This is a genomic window from Adhaeribacter terrigena (assembly GCF_016623615.1).
Lineage (GTDB): Bacteria > Bacteroidota > Bacteroidia > Cytophagales > Hymenobacteraceae > Adhaeribacter_A > Adhaeribacter_A terrigena.
Genome location: NZ_JAEHFX010000001.1, coordinates 325,269 through 342,704, shown reverse-complemented (window position 1 = coordinate 342,704; position 17,436 = coordinate 325,269). Strand labels below are relative to the sequence as shown.

Annotated in this window: 11 protein-coding genes; 9 read left to right on the top strand and 2 right to left on the bottom strand. The window is 46.6% G+C overall.

The annotated features are described in order from the left end of the window. Nucleotides 1–135 precede the first annotated feature (135 nt). The 9 genes from I5M27_RS01460 to I5M27_RS01420 all read left to right on the top strand — a co-directional run bounded on the left by I5M27_RS01460 (nucleotide 136) and on the right by I5M27_RS01420 (nucleotide 9,776). Entirely contained in the window at nucleotides 136–1,128 is a 993-nt protein-coding gene (locus I5M27_RS01460; RefSeq protein ID WP_200504255.1) for a 2Fe-2S iron-sulfur cluster-binding protein, read from the top strand. Nucleotides 1,129–1,235: 107 nt separating this feature from the next. Further along, nucleotides 1,236–2,330, top strand: a complete 1,095-nt coding sequence (gene nuoH, locus I5M27_RS01455) for an NADH-quinone oxidoreductase subunit NuoH (protein WP_200504254.1) — start codon at nucleotides 1,236–1,238, stop codon at nucleotides 2,328–2,330. 22 nt (nucleotides 2,331–2,352) lie between these two features. Next, on the top strand, nucleotides 2,353–2,892 hold the full coding sequence (locus tag I5M27_RS01450) for a NuoI/complex I 23 kDa subunit family protein (protein WP_234462338.1): 540 nt from the start codon (nucleotides 2,353–2,355) through the stop codon (nucleotides 2,890–2,892). 121 nt (nucleotides 2,893–3,013) lie between these two features. Continuing rightward, the gene (locus I5M27_RS01445; RefSeq protein ID WP_200504253.1) at nucleotides 3,014–3,526 is read left to right on the top strand and encodes an NADH-quinone oxidoreductase subunit J family protein; all 513 of its coding nucleotides are present in this window, start codon (nucleotides 3,014–3,016) and stop codon (nucleotides 3,524–3,526) included. 172 nt (nucleotides 3,527–3,698) lie between these two features. After that, nucleotides 3,699–4,115, top strand: coding sequence for a hypothetical protein (locus I5M27_RS01440; RefSeq protein ID WP_200504252.1), 417 nt, complete (start codon nucleotides 3,699–3,701; stop codon nucleotides 4,113–4,115). 155 nt (nucleotides 4,116–4,270) lie between these two features. After that, nucleotides 4,271–4,600 carry an NADH-quinone oxidoreductase subunit NuoK gene (gene nuoK, locus I5M27_RS01435; protein ID WP_200504251.1) on the top strand — a complete coding sequence of 110 codons (330 nt, stop codon included), beginning with the start codon at nucleotides 4,271–4,273 and terminating at the stop codon, nucleotides 4,598–4,600. 46 nt (nucleotides 4,601–4,646) lie between these two features. Then, nucleotides 4,647–6,593, top strand: coding sequence for an NADH-quinone oxidoreductase subunit L (nuoL, locus tag I5M27_RS01430; RefSeq protein ID WP_200504250.1), 1,947 nt, complete (start codon nucleotides 4,647–4,649; stop codon nucleotides 6,591–6,593). A gap of 190 nt (nucleotides 6,594–6,783) precedes the next feature. Continuing rightward, complete coding sequence (locus I5M27_RS01425) at nucleotides 6,784–8,232, top strand: complex I subunit 4 family protein (RefSeq protein WP_200504249.1); 1,449 nt, start codon at nucleotides 6,784–6,786, stop codon at nucleotides 8,230–8,232. Nucleotides 8,233–8,396: 164 nt separating this feature from the next. Continuing rightward, on the top strand, nucleotides 8,397–9,776 hold the full coding sequence (locus I5M27_RS01420) for an NADH-quinone oxidoreductase subunit N (protein WP_200504248.1): 1,380 nt from the start codon (nucleotides 8,397–8,399) through the stop codon (nucleotides 9,774–9,776). 210 nt (nucleotides 9,777–9,986) lie between these two features. Here I5M27_RS01420 and I5M27_RS01415 read toward each other — a convergent pair whose 3' ends face one another. Both I5M27_RS01415 and I5M27_RS01410 read right to left on the bottom strand, forming a co-directional pair. Further along, on the bottom strand, nucleotides 9,987–13,709 hold the full coding sequence (locus I5M27_RS01415; RefSeq protein ID WP_200504247.1) for a GEVED domain-containing protein: 3,723 nt from the start codon (nucleotides 13,707–13,709) through the stop codon (nucleotides 9,987–9,989). Between the two features lie 526 nt (nucleotides 13,710–14,235). Then, nucleotides 14,236–17,385, bottom strand: a complete 3,150-nt coding sequence (locus tag I5M27_RS01410; RefSeq protein ID WP_200504246.1) for a GEVED domain-containing protein — start codon at nucleotides 17,383–17,385, stop codon at nucleotides 14,236–14,238. Between the last annotated feature and the right edge of the window lie 51 nt (nucleotides 17,386–17,436).

Here is a 17,436-nt window from a genome sequence, read left to right as displayed (position 1 = left end):
AAAACAAAAAACGGTAGGGTTTCAACCTTCAAAAGTCAGAAAACTGCTGCTGAATTAAATAGATTACAGGTTTTACGTTGTAGTTGCTCCTATTAAAATTCGAACAACGAACAACCAACAACGAACAACGAAATAATGGCTAAAATAACTTTTGACGGCATTGAGGTAGAAGTGGAAGATGGCACCACCATTCTGAATGCTGCCCGCAAAATTGGTGGCAACGTTGTGCCGCCTGCCATGTGCTACTATACGCCTTTAAAAGGCAGCGGCGGTAAATGCCGCGTGTGCTTAGTAAAAGTAACGGCTGGTTCGGCTAAGGATCCGCGCCCGATGCCCAAGCTGGTTGCCTCGTGCATTACCCCGGTTCAGGATGGTATGGTGGTAGAAAACACTTTATCGGAACAGGCCATGGAAGCCCGGAAGGGAATCGTGGAAATGCTTTTGATCAACCATCCGCTCGACTGCCCGGTTTGCGACCAGGCCGGTGAGTGCGATCTGCAGAACCTGAGCTACGAGCATGGCACTTCCGGCACCCGTTACGAAGAAGACCGCCGCACCTTCGATAAAATAGACATCGGTCCGTTGATTCAGCTGCACATGACGCGCTGCATTTTGTGCTACCGTTGCGTGTACACCGCCGACCAGTTAACCGAAAAGCGCGTTCACGGGGTTTTAGGCCGCGGCGATGCTTCTGAAATTGGCACGTATATCGAGAACTCCCTGGAAAACGAATTTATAGGCAACGTGATCGACGTTTGTCCGGTGGGTGCGTTGACCGACAAGACTTTCCGCTTTAAAAACCGCGTTTGGTTTACCAAGCCCATGGATGCGCACCGCGAATGTGAAACGCCGGGCTGCTGCGGGAAAGTAGTGCTTTGGAGCCGTGGCGAAGAAGTGCTGCGCGTTACTGCCCGCAAAAACGAATACGGCGAAGTAGAAGAATTCATCTGTAATACCTGCCGTTTCGATAAAAAGGAAATGAGCGACTGGATCATCGACGGTCCGCGCCACATTGCCCGCGCTTCGGTAATTGCAGCTAACCATTACGAACTGCCGGTTATTAACCCGCATTTGGTTCCGGATCTGCCGGCACACGTGGTGGATACGCAGATTCAGGATCAGAACTAAATCGTTGGTCGTTTTTCGTTGCTCGTTATTCGGAAAAATACTGCATTATGAATTCAGAACTCGTTAAAAATTCCTGATTCGTAATTTCTAATTTCTAATTAAGTAAAATGGAATTTCTGTTAGAACCCTTTTCAATAAATGCAATGATCATCCTCGGGATCTTCGGGATCACGCTGCTGATTGCTACGTACTGCACCTATGCGGAACGTAAAATTGCTGCCTTTATCCAGGACCGGATCGGTCCGAACCGCGCGGGTCCGTTCGGTTTGGCACAGCCCCTGGCCGATGCGGTAAAAATGTTCTTCAAAGAAGAATTCATTCCTGCCAATGCGCATAAATTTTTATTCGTGGCGGGTCCTTCGCTGGCCATGTTAACGGCCTGTATGAGCTCGGCGGTAATTCCGTTTGGCAATACCCTGATCATTAACGGCAACCACATTCGGGTGCAGGGCATTGAAACGAACATTGGTCTGCTTTACATTTTTGGTGTGGTAGCGCTGGGCGTTTACGGCATCATGATCGGGGGCTGGGCTTCGAACAACAAGTTCTCATTATTAGGGGCTATCCGCGCTGCTTCGCAGAATATCAGCTACGAACTAGCCATGGGTCTTTCCATCATTGCGCTTTTAATGATGAGTGGCTCGCTTTCTTTACGCCAGATCACGTTGCAGCAGGGCGGCGAGTTCCTGGGGCTTTCCGGTTTAGACTGGAATATTTTCTACCAGCCGCTGGGCTTCATCATTTTCTTAACCTGCGCTTTTGCTGAAACCAACCGTACCCCTTTCGACTTACCCGAATGCGAAACCGAATTAATTGGCGGTTACCATACGGAGTATTCGGCCATGAAACTGGGCTTGTACCTGTTTGCTGAGTACGTAAACATTATTGTGGTTTCCGCGGTAATGAGCGTGCTTTATTTCGGCGGGTTCAACTTTCCGGGCCAGGATTGGGTTAGAGCAAACATTGCTTCCGATCCAACGCTGGCGCATAACCTGGTAACGATTCTGGGCATAGTGGTGTTCTTCGGAAAGATCTTCGCCTTTATTTTCTTCTTTATGTGGGTGCGCTGGACCTTGCCGCGTTTCCGTTACGACCAACTGATGCGCCTGGGCTGGAAGATCTTAATTCCGCTGGCCATCATGAACGTGGTTTTAACCGGAGCAGCTATTCTGTTCTGGCCACAACTTAAAGCAATGTTTTAAATTTTAAACTGAAAGGAGCATTATGCAACCTTTAACCAATAGAGTAAAAAAACTGGAACCCAAGGAAATGACTTTCGCTGAGAGAGCTTATTTGCCGGCTATTTTCCAGGGACTTTCCATTACGCTGCGCCACTTTTTCAAGAAAAAAGCTACCATTCAGTATCCTGAGCAGATCCGCCCGATGAGTAACGTTTTCCGGGGGCTGCACGTGCTGAAACGCGACGAACAGAACCGGGAACGCTGCACTGCCTGCGGGCTTTGCGCCGTAGCCTGCCCTGCCGAAGCGATCACGATCGTAGCCGGCGAACGCGTGAAAGGCGAAGAGCATTTGTACCGCGAAGAAAAATACGCAGTAACGTACGAGATCAACATGCTGCGCTGCATTTTCTGCGGCCTCTGCGAAGAAGCTTGTCCGAAAGAAGCCGTGTTTTTACAGAACGACAAAATTACGCCGCCGCGTTACGAACGCGAAGAATTCATCTACGGCAAAGACCGTTTGCTGGAACCTTTGAACACCGATACGCACAAAAACACGAAAGACAATATCAACTACCAGTATTAATTGCTAAAGGATTTAATGGCTGAATGGTTGATCTGACTTTTTAGCCTTAAAACCATAGCATTTTTATGCGTAATATTGCCTCAATTTCTAATTCTTAATTTCTAATTCTTAATTGAATTAAATGATCCAGAACGTTTTTTATTTCCTTTGTTTCCTGACTTTGATCAGTGGCAGCATGGTGGTTTTCTCGCGGAACCCGGTTTACTCGGTGCTTTTCCTGATCCTGACTTTTTTCTCGATCTCGGGCCACTATATTTTGCTGAATGCGCAGTTCCTGGCCGCCGTTAATATTATTGTGTACGCCGGCGCCATTATGGTATTGTTCCTGTTCGTGATCATGTTCCTGAACCTGAATAAAGAAAACGAAACGCATAAATCGAATCTTTCGAAGTTTGCTGCCGTAATTGCCGGCGGCATTTTACTGGTAATTATGGTAGCCGCATTGAAAGATGTAGACGCCGGAACGTATAAAGCAGAAGGTTTTGATTCGCAGATCGGAATGGTACAGAACCTGGGTATGGTGCTTTTCAAAAACTACCTCCTGCCCTTCGAATTGGCTTCGGTGCTCTTTTTAGTAGCCATGGCCGGTGCCGTGATGCTGGGTAAAAAAGAAACCGGCGAACGCCATTTCTAATCTTCCGGGGATACCTGAATTTTGTAACATAAAAAGCCGGCTGCCGCAAAGTGGCCGGCTTTTTATGTTATAGAACCAATGGCATTTCATTTTCTATAAAACCATTTTTTACGGCGTAATTCTAAAAGATTTATGTTATTTTAAGGCCATCAATCTACCTTATCTCACCCGTATGGCAGAAAAACCGCTTCCCAAACCCAATTTCAGTGTTTGTTTCGAACCAGCTAATTCCCTGATCCGCATCAGCTGGCAGGGCACCGTTTCAGAAAAGGAACTCCTGGACGGCTATAAGGCGGCCCTGGTGGTTATCGAACAAAACCCCGTACAACGTATTCTCATCGATCAGTCCCGGCGGCGCCTCAACCTGGCTTTCAGTCCGGACCCGTTGTTTAAAGATCTTTTTAATGAAGCCTTAAAGCTGATCGGGAATACGCTCTTTCTGGCCATGGTCGTTTCGCCGGAAGAATATTATTTAACGTCCGAAGAAACTGTTTTTGGCAAATTTGAACAGGCAGTAAATGATTATGTGATCGTGGAGCGTTTTATAAACAAAGCCGATGCGGAAGTCTGGCTGGCTACAGTAAATTGAAACGCTAGGATTTTGGACTAAAAAACTGCCCTTTTAATCGATACTGTTGAAAGAAGATTGCCGATAAATTGTGTAAAATTGAAAAATGCGGATAACTTTGCGGCTGCATTTTCTACGCAATTAACTCAACGTAACCGCGCAAGCGTTTATCGGCTATGAACGAAATTCCAGAGGTCATCCGGACCATTCCGTTAAATTATTACCTCTTTCTGAGCACCGCGCTCTTTGTAATTGGGGTAACAGGCGTTTTACTTCGCCGCAATGCCATCATCATCTTTATGTGTATAGAACTGATGCTGAACGCAGTAAACCTGCTTTTGGTATCTTTCTCTGCCTACCGTTCCGACCCGAACGGGCAGGTTTTCGTGTTTTTCATTATGGCAGTGGCCGCGGCGGAAGTTTGCGTGGGCCTGGCCATTATTGTAATGATCTACCGCAACCTGCAGAGCACCGATGTGCATTTACTCAACAAACTAAAATGGTAGGCTTTTTCGCCTGAAAACTATACCGTTCATTTTTAAACCTTTATAAATGCAACAAATTCAAGTACCGGAAAACAACGCAGCCATGGCGCTTATCTGCCTGCTGATCCCGTTGTTGCCGTTTATTGGCTTCGTTATCAATGGCCTCGGCAACGGTAAACTTCCCAAATCTGTGGTTACGCTGGTTGGCTGCGGCTCTGTGCTGGTTTCCTTCCTGCTTTCTATTTACCTCTTCATCAGCTTCCCGGCGGGCTCGGTTGGGTATACCACCGAAATTTTTAACTGGATAAAAGTTGGTTCCTTAAGCATTCCGTTCGCCTTCCAGATCGACCAGCTTTCCCTGATCATGTTGCTGCTGGTTACGGGCGTTGGTTTCATCATTCACGTGTATTCGGCCGGTTACATGAGCCACGATCCGGGTTTCGGGAAATTCTTTGCTTTCCTGAACCTGTTTATTTTCTCGATGTTGCTGCTCGTAATGGGCGCCAACTACGCCATGATGTTCATCGGCTGGGAAGGTGTAGGGCTTTGCTCCTACCTGCTGATCGGTTTCTGGAACAAAGTAACGCCATACAACAATGCCGCTAAGAAAGCCTTTATCATGAACCGCATCGGGGATTTAGGTTTTCTGTTAGCGATCTTCCTCATCTTCATGACCTACGGCAGCGTAACGTATTCCGAGGTTTTCACGCAGGCCCCTACTTTACCGGTTTCTTCCGAAATGATCACGGCTATTACGCTGTTGCTTTTTGTAGGTGCGATGGGTAAAAGTGCCCAGCTGCCGCTTTACACCTGGCTCCCGGATGCGATGGCGGGTCCTACCCCGGTTTCTGCCCTGATTCACGCCGCTACCATGGTTACCGCCGGTATTTACATGGTGCTGCGTTCGAATGTGCTGTATACCATGGCTCCGATCACGCTGGAATTTGTAGCGATCATTGGTCTGGCTACGGCAGTTTTTGCCGCCAGCATCGGCCTTTTCCAGAACGATATTAAGAAAGTTCTGGCTTACTCTACCGTTTCGCAGCTGGGTTATATGTTCCTGGCTTTGGGCGTAATGGCTTACAGCACGTCTTTCTTCCACGTATTAACGCACGCTTTCTTTAAAGCGCTTCTTTTCTTAGGTGCCGGTTCGGTTATTCACGCCATGAGCGGCGAACAGGATATGCGCAACATGGGTGGTTTACGCAAGGCTTTGCCGGTTACCTTCATCACCATGCTCATCGGTACGCTGGCCATTTCGGGTATTCCGCCGTTTGCCGGTTTCTTCTCGAAAGACGAAATTCTGGCGCATGTTTTTGAGCATAACAAGATCATGTGGGCCTTCGGTCTGCTGGCTTCTTTCATGACTTCCTTCTACATGTTCCGCTTAATGTTCCTGACCTTCTTCGGCGGTTTCAGAGGTACGGAAGAGCAACGCCACCACTTACACGAATCGCCGAAAAGCATGACCCTTCCGTTGATCATTCTGGCCATTCTATCTACCATTGGCGGTTTTATGGGCCTGCCGCCGGTATTCTCCGAAAATCATAGCTTAGGTAATTTCTTAGCCCCGTTATTCACCGCCTCACAGCAGCTTAATCCGGAAGCATTCGGTCATCACATGGATCACGCTACGGAATACATGCTGATGGGCATTTCGGTAGTAGTTGCTTTAATTGCCGCGATAATCGCCTACGTGATTTACGTGAGCAAAAAGTCGGTGCCAGCCGCCGAAGGAACCGAAACCGGCCTCCACAAGCTAATTTACAACAAATATTACATCGACGAACTTTACGATTCCATTATTGTGAAACCGGTGATGGGTCTTTCAACTGGCCTCTACCGTTTCGTGGAAAAAGGCATCATCGATCCGGTAGTGCATGGTTTCGGCCGCATTACGATGGGTGGTGGCCGCGGCCTGCGCGTGCTGCAAAGCGGGGCGATTGGCTCTTACCTGCTTACCATGGTAGCGGGCATTATCCTGATCCTGGTGCTGAACTATATTATGCGCTAACTGCCGATTTTCCGATTTGGAGATTTAAAAATTCAGATCGAAGAATTAAAAGATCAGATTAGAATTTAAAAAGAACGAACAGCCCAAACCGCTATCGTTTTAAGATAAAAAAGTCCTGACACTTGTGTCAGAAAATAAAAAGTCCTGATACTTGTGTCCTGATACTTGTGTCTAACATTAAAAATAGAAAATGTTAACTGCACTCTTACTTTTCTGGCCGGCCTTAGCTGGTTTACTGGTACTGTTAATGAAAGGCGAAGCTGCCAAAAAAACAGCTTTCGGCGCGGCAGTAATCGAATTCCTGATCGCGGTTTACGCGGCGGTTTCCTTTGAGCCCAACGCTGCTACCCAATTCGAAATAAACCAGCCCTGGATCCAGAATGCCGGCATTAGTTTCCATATCGGTATGGATGGCATCAGTTTGCTGCTGGTACTTTTAACGGCGTTTTTAGTACCGTTGATCATCCTTTCCAGCTTTAAACACACCTACAATAACGCCGGTACGTTCTACGCCCTCATCCTGTTCATGCAAATGGGCATGATCGGTTCGTTTGTGGCCTTGGATGCGTTCGTGTTCTATTTCTTCTGGGAAGTTGCTTTAATTCCGATTTACTTTATCTGCGGGATCTGGGGCGGAGAACGTCGCGTGCCGGTTACTTTTAAGTTCTTTATCTATACCATTTTCGGTTCCTTGTTCATGTTGGTTGGGTTTGTGTATTTATACTTCCAGACCCCGGGCACGCACACTTCCGATATCTCCGCGTTCTACAACTTAGCGCTTTCTCCGGAAAATCAAAGCTGGGTTTTCTGGTTCATTTTCCTGGCGTTTGCCATTAAAATGCCGGTTTTCCCGTTCCATACCTGGCAGCCCGATACGTATACCGAAGCCCCGACGCCGGGCACTATGCTCCTTTCCGGTATCATGCTGAAAATGGGTATCTACGGCGTGATCCGCTGGTTATTACCGGTCGTTCCGGCTGGCGTAGCGCAATGGGCTGATGTCGTATTGGTTTTAGCGATCATCGGCATTATTTACGGTGCCATCATCGCCATTCGTCAGAACGATCTGAAACGCTTAACCGCTTTCTCTTCCATTTCGCACGTGGGTTTAATTGCGGCCGGTTTGTTTACGCTGAACATGCAAGGCCTACAAGGCGCCATGATCCAGATGTTGAGCCACGGTATCAACGTAGTGGGCATGTTCTTCCTGATCGATATCATTTTCCGCCGCACCGGTACCAGAGAGATTAAAGCATTGGGCGGCATTACGCAATATGCTAAATTCTTCACCATTGCTTTCATGATCCTGTTGCTTGGTACGGTAGCATTGCCACTGACCAACGGTTTCGTAGGCGAATTCCTGTTGCTGAGCGGCGTGTTCCAGTACAACTACATCATGGGCGCGGTTGCCGGTTTAACCATCATTTTAGGGTCAGTTTATTTGTTCCGCATGTTCCAGCGCGTGATGTTCGGCGAAGCAAATACTACTACGGCCAAGTTTACCGACCTGACTGCTTCCGAACTGGCCGTATTGATCCCGCTGATCATCCTGGTTTTCTGGATCGGTCTGCACCCGAACACGTTTCTGAACATTTCGGAACCGGCGGTGCAAAACCTGCTGAGCATTATTAAAAGGTAGTCCTCTTTTCGAATTTTCGAGGTTCGAATGTTCGAGGTTCGATATAATAGATCTGAACTTACATAAGGCCTAACTTTAAAAATTTAGAATAACGTTATTTTAGATTTTCTCCTTTAAAAATTCGAAAATTCGAACATTCGGAAATTCGAACAATCTAAAAAAAAATGACTTCAATAATTCTTTTATCAGTTTTCGGCATCATCAATCTTTTCCTCGGCTTTCTGAAGTCGAACAAGATTCTTTTGCCGGCGGTAATCATTTTCCTGGCAATTGTTTTCGGAGTAAATTTCCTGGATTGGAATAACCCGCAAAGCCATTTCAACAACATGCTCACCATCGATAATTTTGCGGTGGCTTTCAGCGCGGTAATGGTGCTTTCGCTGGCGTTGATCTTACCTTTTTCCCGGAGCTATATTAACAGCGGCAACCCGCATTTAGCCGAATTCTATTCCATTTTAATGTTCTCGCTGGTGGGCGCCATCATGATGGTGAGCTACGAAAACATCATCATGCTCTTCCTGGGCATCGAAATTCTTTCCATTGCCATGTACGTAATGGCCGGCAGCCACAAAAAAGAATTGCGTTCGAACGAAGCCGCCCTGAAATATTTACTGATGGGCTCATTTGCTACCGGTATTTTGCTTTTCGGTTTTGCTTTGATCTACGGCGCTAGCGGCAGCTTCAACATTGCCGAAATCGCTTCTTTTTCATCTAATACCACTGCTACCGACCTTCTTCCGATGATGGAAATTGGCGTACTGCTGGTGCTGGTAGGGATCTGCTTTAAAATTGGTGCCGCGCCGTTCCACTTCTGGACCCCGGACGTATACGAAGGCACGCCTACCCTTTTCACGACTTACATGAGCACCGTGGTAAAAACGGCCGGTATTGCTGCTTTTTACAAACTGGTTTGGGCCGTTTTCCCGGGCCTGAACGAATTCTGGTACCCAACACTGGTAGCCATCACGGTACTGACTTTGGTTATCGGAAACATTGGCGCCGCCATTCAAACCAGCTTTAAACGCATGATGGCTTATTCCAGCATTGCGCATGCCGGTTACCTGTTAATTGCCTTAACTTCATTCAACGATTATTCCGAGAATGCCGTTTTATTCTACGCACTTTCTTACACCGTTGCCACCGTGGCTGCTTTCGGGGTACTGAAACTGGTTTCCGATCAGCGCGAGGGCGAAACTTATGAAATGTTCAACGGCCTGGGCCGCACCAATCCGCTGCTGGCTTTCGCCATGACCGTGGCCATGTGTTCCCTGGCCAGTATTCCGCTAACCGGTGGGTTCTTTGCCAAGTTCTTCATATTCGGTTCTGCTATTGAGGCTGGAGCGGTTTGGTTAGTAGTAGTAGCCATTTTAATGTCGGCAGTAAGCATTTATTACTACTTCCGCGTGGTAATGGCCATGTACATGAAAGAGCCGGTCGGCGAAAAAGTGGCCGTAGATGGCTTTGCTGCTTTCATGCTGATCTTCCTGAGCATTTTCACCTTCATTATGGGTATTTTCCCGGGCTGGTTCAACAACTGGTTATAGGAATTTCACTGCCGGAAAACGGTAGGGTTTTAAGCCAAAAAAGTGCGGCCGGTAATTTTTACCGGCCGCACTTTTTTGTTATTTCCCCTGTTCAGAAGAGTTTTTGCCTGAATCACAAATTCAGAGCAGTCCTAAATTTCGGCTTCTTTAGGTTTGGATTCAATTGTAGAGCATCCTGAAACGAGTTAGTGCTAGAGTCAGAGTCAGATTCTACTTCTGAATGATCAGGCGTTGAATAACCGTTTTATCGGCTTCGGTGATGCGCACCAGGTAGGTTCCGGCCGGCAGTTCCTGCACCCCCAATCTTACTTCTTTTGAACCAGCGTCAATTTTCTGCGATTTTACTTTTTGCCCTAAAACCGATACGATCTCCACTTCCTTTGCCGACTTCCTTTCAGAAAACTTTAGCATGAGAAAAGTAGTTGCCGGGTTCGGGTAAAGTTTAAAAGTATTTGCAACAGTTTCATTTATGCCAGTGTTTAGCGTATTTACTGTTTGCTGCACGGAAGCAATACACCCCTGCAGATCAGTCCCCTTCAAGGTTACGGTATAAGTTCCAGCCGCCGGGTACGTATGCGTTGGCAATACCGTAACAGCAGAATCGCCGTCACCAAAGTACCATTTTACCGGAGCAGTAGCGCTTAAATTTTGGGGTGTGAACAGGACAGTTGTAGGGGAAGTGATGCTGAAAGTAAAGGTTAAATTCGGCACTTTGTTCGTTACGCTTACCCGTGCGGTGTCATTGTTCCGGTTCAGGTCGTTTGGCAGGTTTGTGTATGATTTAATAGCGTAAATACCGGCTCCGCTTAAATTGGCTGGGGCAGAAAAACAGAATGGCTTCGTCTGATTCGGCATTATAGAATCGGTAAACTGCTGGCTAACTGCTGCCTGGTTGTTAACTTTATAGTACACACTGAAATTCTTCTGCTTCACGTTCCCATAATTGGTTAAGTTAACGCATACCTGTTCTGTGGTTGTAAGGCTGCAGTGGCTACCTGAAACCGGTTTGGTCATTAATACCGCCCCGATATCGTGTAGGGCGGTGCCACCGGTAACCGTTATCACTTTCTGAACGGTTGTGAGACATCCCTGAAAATCAACGGCCTTCATGGTTACGGTGTAAGTTCCCGGGGCCTGATACTGGTGGGTAGGCATCATGGTAGTAGTGGAATCACCGTCGCCGAAATACCATTTAATAAATGAACCTGAGTTTACCGACTGTGTAGTAAATTGGTAAGTAGTTCCGGTGGTATTCATGAAGGTAAAGTTTGCCTGGGAAACAATGTTTGTGATAACTGATTCCACTGTATCGTTTACCAGATCCTGATCACCGGCTAAGCTGGAAAATGCCCTTATTGTGTAAGTTCCGGCGGCAAGCAAATTTGCTTTGGTTGCAAAACAGAATTGCTTGGTCTGGCCCGGTAAAAGGGAATCAGCAAAGGTCTCTGATACTATTGCCAGGTTGTTTAGCTTATAGCCAACCTGAAAATTCTTTCTGGTAGTATTGCCAAAGTTGGTCAGGTTTACGCATACTTCCTCAGCAGCTTTTTTGTCACAGCCAGTTGTAATGGGTGTGTTTATCCGGCTTACTCCTACATCGTTCAAAGCGGCCGCCAGGTCCAGAATGCGTAAATCATCTATGGCCACCGCTATGGAGTTGGTACTGGTTATTGTCGCCCGGAAGCGCAGCCGCACCGATTTGCCGGAATAAGCTGTAAGAGGCACAACGGCTTTTAGCCACGGCGACGATGCTGTTGATTGCTGACTGCCGGTTAAAGTAAAAACGTTCAGGTTCCAGTTTCCGCCTTCGTTTATATCTATCGCTAAGGAGCCGTTGGTGCCGCCATACAAATGGTACCAGAATTCCAGCGTTGGGGTTTGCAGGGAAGTTAGGGTAATGCAAGGCGATTCCAGATCAGCAGTGCCGGTATTGGAACCGTATCTGAAAAAATTCAGATAATTACCGGTACCGGTAGTATGGTCGCCGGAAGCACTTAGATTCAGTTTTGCCCGGGTTACCGGCCCGGATACCATCCAGTCACCGTTATCGTTGCTCATATTACTCCACCCGTTTTTGAATGTACCTGCCATAATATTATTTCCTAAGGCATCTAATTGCGGCACGAAAGTTTCGAAGGTTTCTGTAGCCGGGAAAGTTGAAATACCATTACCAAAGTTGGTTAAACTAAGCCTGGTAGAATCGTTGTATGCTTCTGCATCGTTAGCCAGGTTAGTCCAGGCCTTAATAGTATGAACGCCCGGAGTGCTCAGGTTTGCTTTAGAAGAGAAATTCACCAGCGTGGTATCTCCGGGAGCCATTGCCTTAGAAACTGTTTGGGTTGCTATTGAGGTGCCATTTACCGAATAACCTACAGTAAAATTAGTTTGGGTTGTGGTTCCCAGGTTCTTTACAATTATGCTTACTTGTTCTGCTGCACCCAACCCACACGCATCTTTCAGCCTGGTAATAGTAGTTACTCCAACATCTATCGGGCTAGGCAGCGCTAATATGGTAAGCGTATAGTCTTCGGTTTCGCCTGTCGATTTAAAAGTACAACCTTCCGAAGCCTGCGGGATGCTACCTGAAAAAGCCCGAACCCTTAACCGTGTATTTCCCAGGGCCGCAGTTGCAGGAATTGTAAAAGATGCTGTCTGGCTTAGCCCGTTGCTGGTGGTCGGTGACTGGTAAACAAGCTCTTGTATATCGAATTGCAGGTTTTTGTTTAAATCGATCCAAACTCCATAAGCATTCGTGTTATTCGGAGAAGTAATAGTAAAAGATTGGGTAGTCCCCCTGGTTATTCCAACCGACTGACTTGTATAATCTCCGTATCCGTTGGCAGAACATGTGGAGTTATTATTTATACTACCCAAACTAAAGGAAGAAATATAATTGTTAGGGTTCGAGCCAATGCCACAATTAAGATTATGTAGGTTAGCGGTGCAATATTGGGTCTGGCCGGTAATATGCAATGTAAAGTCTTCAGTTTCGCCGCTGATCATTTGACTACAGGCATCCCCTGCCTGAAAAAAGGCATGAGGGTTTGTTCTTACCCGCATTCTGGTGGTACCGGGTAAAGCGTTCTGAGCGATTATGACAGACCTGTTCAGGTTACCGCCCTGATTAAAAGCAATAAACTCCCCCGGGTCATCAAAATCATTATCCTGGTTATAATCGATCCAAACACCAACTCTAATAATTGCTCCGGTTTTAACCGAGAGCGGATAAGTACTCCCCATCTGCACAGTAGCACTTAAATTGGTACGGTTTGCGTACCCATTACTACCATTACAATTCGTATCAGAGGTGTTAATGCCGGCAAACTGGACCTCATTGATCATATTTGAAGTGCTACAGCCATTCTGATAAAGGCTGGTAGTACAATACTGCGTACTTGCGGCAATTGTAACCGTATAGTCTTCCGTTTCTCCGTATGAAAATGGCGTGCAGGAACTACTGGCAATCAGCAGCCCGCCCCGAATGGATCGTACTCTTAAACGGGTGGTACCGGGTAAAGCTGCTCCCGGAATCTGCACCGTTGTAGCATAAATTTGGGTTCCGGTAGTGGTTGTACTATAAACCATTTCCCCCACATCGTCAAAGTCATTATCCTGGTTATAATCGATCCAGACCGCAAAACCTTGAGCCGAAGCTGCATTGGCTTGCATGCTCATATTATAAACACCATTATTGTTCACATTTGCCACCAGATTGGTATAATCGGAATAACCGCCGGCGGTGCAGGTGGAGCTAGGGTTATTAATGGTACCAAAGGTAAACAGATCGATCCGGTCGTTGGTTGAACAGCCATTGGTATAAAGGTTGGTGGTACAATAGGTTTGCGCCCGTGCTTCCGGCATCAGGAAGAAGGTCTGAATCAGCAACCAGCATACTATAGCCCAAATTTGTTTCCCATAGCGTGATCGTATCATATTAGTTGAGGGTTAAGATGTGTGATGTTTTTTTATAATTCTGAAAAATCTGTAAAGCTCAATAAGCAATAGCCTTCAACGGTGCTTCTGCACTATGAAAAAATTCAAGAAAATAGGCTTCTGGAATGCGAGAATCAACGCTAACTATTGTTTTGAATAATTCAAAACGCTATGGAAAAAGAGAGAAAAAGCAGGGAATACCGCAGCAGCTTTAAACCAAAACAGGACGAGATTTAAAGCAACCCGCTTCCCTACTATTTACAAGTAAACTCTCACAAATCTACAGACACGCATTTGTGTTAAACGGTTGTATTGCTTTTCATTAAATTTCATATTTTTTTTTATGAAAAGAACCGGTGTCAAACCCGGAAATTCTCATGTATAAAACGCTATGCTTTCAGGCTGAAAAACTCCTTTAACCTGCCTGGCGAACATAAAAAAACCCCACAGAGCTTTGGGTTCTGTGAGGTTTTGGGTTTAGAAACGGGATGCTTACAAGTTAAAAAACTACCATTGTGCTGCGTATTTAGCGGGTTAAGATAAGTGGCTGCAGATAGCTTTGCTTCTCACTGAAAACTTTAATAAAATAGGCGCCGGCCGGCAGCTCGTTTACTGCGAACTGTGTTTTCAGAATTCCGGCGGGTATCCTGTATTCTTTCAGAGTAACGCCCAACGCCGAAATAAGTAAAACCTGCTTCCCCGCATTATTTTCAGCCAGCGAAATGGTAACGTTGGCATTGGCCGGATTCGGATAGACCTGGAACGCTTTTCCTGATTCTTCCTTTATTCCGTTCACTACTACAGAAACGCTTTGCTGCACTTCACCGTCGCAACCGTTCGCGCTGGCCGCTGTTAACTTTACGGTATAGCTTCCGGCTGTAGTAAATTGGTGCACCGGGCTGGCAACCGATGAGGTGTTACCATCGCCGAAATCCCAGCTTATATTTCCGGCTCCTAAATTCTGGGCCGTGAACTGATAGGTTTGCGGCGCAGTTGGTGTAAACGTAAAATTGAGGTCTGGAAGCGTATTCGTAACCGTAGCCTGTAAAGTATCATTGCTCTTATCCGAATCGGCTGGTAAGGCAGTATAGACTTTAAGCTGATAATTTCCGGCCGCGCTCAGGTTTGCTTTTGTGCCAAAACAGAAACTAACCGAAGCACCCGGGGCCAGCGGATTTACAGGAAAGGCCTGGGTAACCGGCGCAAGATTATTTACCTGATACGTTATCGGGAAATTGATGGCCGGCTGGTTACCGAGGTTGGTAACCTGTAAGCAAATATTTTCGGCGGCTTTTAAACTGCAACCCGTTTGCGGCGAGCTAAGCAGCGAAACCCCGATGTTATGCACCGGAAAAGGCGGATTTGACAAACCAATATCATCCAGGGCAATGGCACCTGTGGTACCGCTTTGAGCCCTGAACCGCAGCCTGATCACTTTTCCGGCATATGGCAATAACGAAACAGTTGCTTTCAGCCACGGGTCAGGCCTAACACCTTGCTGCGAACCATTCAGAGTGAAAATATTCAGATTCCAGGTTCCCCCGTCGTTCACATCTACCGCCAACGAACCAGAACCAATATTAAACATGTGGTACCAGAATTCGAGGGTTGGGTTATTTACATTGGTAAAATTTAAACAAGGCGATTCTAAATTAGCAGTGGCACCGCCGGGAGTAGTATTGATCACATTTACATAAAGTCCGCTGCCGGTGGTATGATCGCTGGTCGGGCCTACGTTGGCCAATTGCCGCGTAGAGGTCGAAGAAACCCGCCAATCGATAATATCATTCGTTGTATTACTCCAGCCATTCTGAAAAAGGCCAGCTAAAACCACATTATTGGCTATCAAAGGCACAAAGGAATCAAAATTTTCGGTGTAAGGATAAACTGAAACCCCATTGCCAAAATTTGTAACGCTTATGCTGGCAGTATCATTCAGCAATTGGGCATCCGAAGATAAACCGGTCCATGATTTCAAATTAAAATTAGAAAGTGCGCTGAGATTCGCTTTTGAAATGAAATTTAAATGAATAGTATCGCCGGCAATCAGACTTCGGCTTACGGTTTGATTTCCGGCTGGCACCCCGTTAACGGCATAGTTCACCGGGAAATTGCTTTGAGTAGTAGTGCCGTAGTTTTTCACCACAATGCTTACCGTTTCCGTAGTGCCCAAACCGCAGGAACTTTTAGGCGTGATTATTTCGCTAACCCCAACGTCTACCGGGCCAGGTGGCGGCGTAATGATAATCGTATAATCCTCTGTTTCGCCGGAAGAAGCCATAAAGCAGGCCTGATTAGCCTGAGGAACCTGATTGGTGCTAAAGGTCCGGATACGCATGCGGGTACTGCCCAAAGGTGCATTTGCCGGGATTCGGATAGAATCGGTAATAGCCTGGCCGGTTTGCACGGCAGATTGATAAACAAACTCATCGGCATCGTTGAACTGAAAATCGCGGTTAAAATCTATCCACACGCCAATGGCCAGGTTTGTTCGGCCTACGCCCACGCTAAGCGGGTATTTTGTAGCGGGGCGAACACTGGCGGCCAGATTGGTAAAATCGCCATAGCCATTGGGCGAGCAGGCACTGAAATTACTGATCCCGGCAAACGTTACCGCAGTTATACTCGGGCTGGATGATCCCCCGTTGCAACCCTGCTGATAAAGCCCTATTGTACAATATCCTGGCTGCCCTACCACATTCAGGGTATAATCTTCAGTTTCGCCATTGCTTTCATATCTGCAGGCATCGGTGGGCTGAAATCCGAATAAGGTATTTGCCGAACGAACCCGCATCCGTTTATTTCCCGGAGTAATATTTTGAGGAATTGTGATCGTGCCGTTTATTTCAGCAGACCCACCAATGCCTCCTACATCACTTATTATAAATTCACCGGCATCATCAAAATCAAGGTCATTATTATAATCTACCCAAACCGCTGCTGCGCCTGCGTTGTAGGCCACCGTTACTTCCAACGGATAAGTAACTCCCATCTGCACGGTTGTGCTCATCGAAGTACGGTTAACATATCCGGAGCCACTGGTACAAAAAACATCGTTGGTATTGATGGTATTAAGCTTTACTGCTGAGATCATAGTTTGTGCGGTACAACCAAGCTGATAAAGATCTGTGCAATATTGCGTATTTGGCAGCACGTTCAGGGAATAATCTTCGGTTTCACCAAAAGCAAACTGCACACAGGCACTTCCTGCTACCAGCAAGGCATTTTTTACCGAACGCACCCGTAATCTGGTTTGCCCCAGCATAGCAGAGCCGGGAATGGGGATTTGCTTTGTATATAACTGGGTACCCGTAGTTGGCGTGGCATAAACAAATTCACCGGCATCGTCGAAATCCAGATCCTGGTTGAAATCGATCCAGACCCCAAAGCCCTGCGCAGATGCCGCGTTAGCCTGTACCCGTAACGTATAATTATTATTCCTGGTCACGTTCGCACTTATGGAAGTAAAATCTGAATATCCGTTGGTACCGCAACCTGTGGTTAAATTATTTATCGTCCCAAATTCAAAGCGATCAATCCGGTCATTGGCCGAACAACCGGTCGTGTAAAGATTGCTGGTACAATACTGAGCCTGCGCCAGGGTTTTGGGCAGAGCCGCCAGCCAAAAAAGGCAGATAAGCAGCAGGAAATTAAAACCGGTGTATTTACTTTTCATAGGGTGAGTTTTAATTATATGTTTAAAGAACAGGTTGAAAGCAAGTATTAG

Excerpts from the sequence above, each read along its gene's own strand:
- I5M27_RS01460 (WP_200504255.1), top strand. The coding sequence starts at position 136 with ATGGCTAAAATAACTTTTGACGGCATTGAGGTAGAAGTGGAAGATGGC.
- nuoH (WP_200504254.1), top strand. The coding sequence starts at position 1,236 with ATGGAATTTCTGTTAGAACCCTTTTCAATAAATGCAATGATCATCCTC.
- I5M27_RS01450 (WP_234462338.1), top strand. The coding sequence starts at position 2,353 with ATGCAACCTTTAACCAATAGAGTAAAAAAACTGGAACCCAAGGAAATG.
- I5M27_RS01445 (WP_200504253.1), top strand. The coding sequence starts at position 3,014 with ATGATCCAGAACGTTTTTTATTTCCTTTGTTTCCTGACTTTGATCAGT.
- I5M27_RS01440 (WP_200504252.1), top strand. The coding sequence starts at position 3,699 with ATGGCAGAAAAACCGCTTCCCAAACCCAATTTCAGTGTTTGTTTCGAA.
- nuoK (WP_200504251.1), top strand. The coding sequence starts at position 4,271 with ATGAACGAAATTCCAGAGGTCATCCGGACCATTCCGTTAAATTATTAC.
- nuoL (WP_200504250.1), top strand. The coding sequence starts at position 4,647 with ATGCAACAAATTCAAGTACCGGAAAACAACGCAGCCATGGCGCTTATC.
- I5M27_RS01425 (WP_200504249.1), top strand. The coding sequence starts at position 6,784 with ATGTTAACTGCACTCTTACTTTTCTGGCCGGCCTTAGCTGGTTTACTG.
- I5M27_RS01420 (WP_200504248.1), top strand. The coding sequence starts at position 8,397 with ATGACTTCAATAATTCTTTTATCAGTTTTCGGCATCATCAATCTTTTC.
- I5M27_RS01415 (WP_200504247.1), bottom strand. The coding sequence starts at position 13,709 with ATGATACGATCACGCTATGGGAAACAAATTTGGGCTATAGTATGCTGG.
- I5M27_RS01410 (WP_200504246.1), bottom strand. The coding sequence starts at position 17,385 with ATGAAAAGTAAATACACCGGTTTTAATTTCCTGCTGCTTATCTGCCTT.